The organism is Luteibacter sp. P4_E6 (assembly GCF_056401535.1).
Map to the genome: position 1 here is coordinate 1 of NZ_JBFUJE010000572.1, position 2350 is coordinate 2350.

Genomic DNA, 2350 nt, shown 5'->3' on the forward strand with positions numbered 1-2350 from the left:
ATGCTCCACCATGCTGAAGCCATTCCCTTCCGCGCAAGAATGCTTTGATAGAAGCGATCGGCTGTACCCGGCTCCCCATACCGAACGCTCCAACCGCACTGACCGCTGTACTTATTCGCCTGCTGGTTGAAGTGAGCAAGCCATTGCGGAGCCGTCGTTATAGCCTGCGATTCACAGGGCTTACTTGGCGCGGGATATGCGGTGTTCGGCCCGCAACCCTGCAACGTCGGCCGATTGCCTGTATCGGCGTCCATGGGGAACACACACAGCACCTGAATCGTGCTCTTTCCCGGTGGCGTCGCCTGTTGAGGATAAAAGATGAAGCCGTTGCGGTAGGCGAAAACCAGATTGGCGAAGTTGGTATCGGTCCGTAACCAAGAGAACGACACGCCGCCACGGGACACCGACCCCGGACTCGGATCCCAGGGTAGAAAGGCAGGATTGGTTTCTGTCGCCCGCAGCATGACGCCACTACAGAGGAAGGCCGGGAGTGTCGCGCCCCCGCAATCGAGATCGGCGCGGCTATACCACGCGTTGATCTGGTCCGCCGCCTCCTGCCCGATGGCAGCGAGCGGAGCGGCCGACTTCGGGATGGCGCCAGGAGGAGCTGTCCACGGCGCCGTGACCGACACGGGCGATGGCGTGGTCCTCTCGATGGGTTTTTCAACCGCGCACGCGGCGAGAACAGCAATGACACACAGCACGATTAGCCGTTTCACGTTGACGCTCCTTGTCGTTGCAAACATCCATGTATCGTCGGCGCTAAGAATCCCTAGCGAGCCGCAGCCAGCATCCCGCAAGGCGACAACCGAGTGCACGAGGTCACCGGAAATGCGTAGTACTAGTCGCCGCGTTGAATGAGCAATCTCGGCACAGCCGACATCGAGCATTCATCTTGCGAAGGTTTTCATCCAGGCCTACCGTGAAAGGAGCGGATGTTTAGCCTCCCGCAGCGTCTGCGCCAGCGCGCGGAAATCATCCGCGCGCTGGTCCGACTTACGCCAGGCCAGCACGATGGTCCGGGCGAAGTCCTCCGGTAGCGGCAGATAGCGCATGCCCTGCACGCGCGTCGTCGCCAGCTGCGGCATAAGCGTGCAGCCCTCGCCAGCGGCCACCATATAGCGCAGCGTCTCCAGACTCGTCCCCTGCCGCTGGTCCGGCGCGACATCCTCGCACGCCGCCAGCGCCTGTTCGCGCAGGCAGTGCCCTTCTTCCAGCAAGAGCCGCTCGCGAGGCTTCAGCGATGCCCAGAGATCACCGGTTTCCGTGTTTGCCGGATGATCCTCACGGCATGCCAGCCAGAAGGGCTCCTGAAAAACCGCAACGCAGCTCACCTGCGTATGGGTGACCGGCGCGGACATCAGCACGACGTCGAGTTCGCCGCGAAGCAGCGCATGGACAAGATCGTCCGTCTTCCCTTCGCCGAGTTCGAGGGATACAGCCGGGAAGGCCTTCTGGATATCCGCCAGAACGTATGGGAAGTAGTAGGGCCCGAGCGTAGCGATGGCCGATAGCCGCAACGTGCCGCCGAAGGCATGCTCCGGGCGCGACGCGATATCCAGCAGACGTCTCCCTTCCACAAGTATCTTGCGCATCTGTTCCACGAGGCGGGCGCCCTGCTCCGTGACCAGGATTTTCCGCGTGGTCCGCTCGAAGATCACCGTCCCCAACCGCTCCTCCACGCGACGAATCTGCACTGAAAGCGAGGGCTGGGTGACGTGGCAGCGCTCGGCCGCACGCATGAAGTTTCCAAGATCCGCCACGGCAACGACGTATTCCAGATCGCGCAATGACAGCCCTGCGAGGTTGCCACGTTCGCTGGCCGGATCCTGGCGGGTCGCATGCTTCACAGCCATCCCTGCGTCTCCTCCAGCACGCGGTCGCACAGCACCGCCATGCCATCGTCGCTGTCGTTAAGACAAGGAATCAGCGTAAATGCCTCGCCGCCAGCCTCCCGAAAGTAGTGGGCGTTCTCGCGACCGATCTCATCGATCGTCTCGATGCAATCCGCTGCGAAGCCGGGAGAAATGACCGCGATGCGACGGACACCCTCGTGAGCGAGTTGACGCATGGTGGCCTCGGTATACGGCTGCAGCCAGTCCGCATAGCCGAATCGTGACTGGTAGCTGATACGGAACCGCGTCGCCGGCAGGTTCAGTGCATCGCGAAGCAACTCGCCGGTGTGTTGGCACTGCTCGTAATAGGGATCGCCGAGGGCGATGTTGCGCTGGGGAATACCATGGAAGGAGGCAACGATCACCTCGGGCTCCTCCGCGAGCCTTTCCAGTGTCGTCCGCACCGAACGGGCCAGGGCTTCGATATACGCCGGCTCATCGAAGTACGCCGGCAC

General features: G+C 62.2%; 3 protein-coding genes. All 3 read right to left on the reverse strand.

Annotated features, from left to right (window positions below):
• Nucleotides 1-719: hypothetical protein (locus tag AC1DT2_RS20920; RefSeq protein WP_477298478.1), on the reverse strand; the 719-nt coding region annotated here is incomplete at its 3' end.
• Nucleotides 720-917: 198 nt separating this feature from the next.
• Nucleotides 918-1856, reverse strand: a complete 939-nt coding sequence (locus tag AC1DT2_RS20925) for a LysR substrate-binding domain-containing protein (protein ID WP_477298480.1) — start codon at nt 1854-1856, stop codon at nt 918-920.
• On the reverse strand, nt 1847-2350 hold a 504-nt coding region (hemH, locus tag AC1DT2_RS20930), incomplete at its 5' end, for a ferrochelatase (RefSeq protein WP_477298482.1). The genes AC1DT2_RS20925 and hemH, both read right to left, overlap by 10 nt.

Bases quoted from the DNA above. Each gene is read 5' to 3' on its own strand.
- AC1DT2_RS20925 (WP_477298480.1), bottom strand. From the start codon at position 1,856: ATGGCTGTGAAGCATGCGACCCGCCAGGATCCGGCCAGCGAACGTGGC.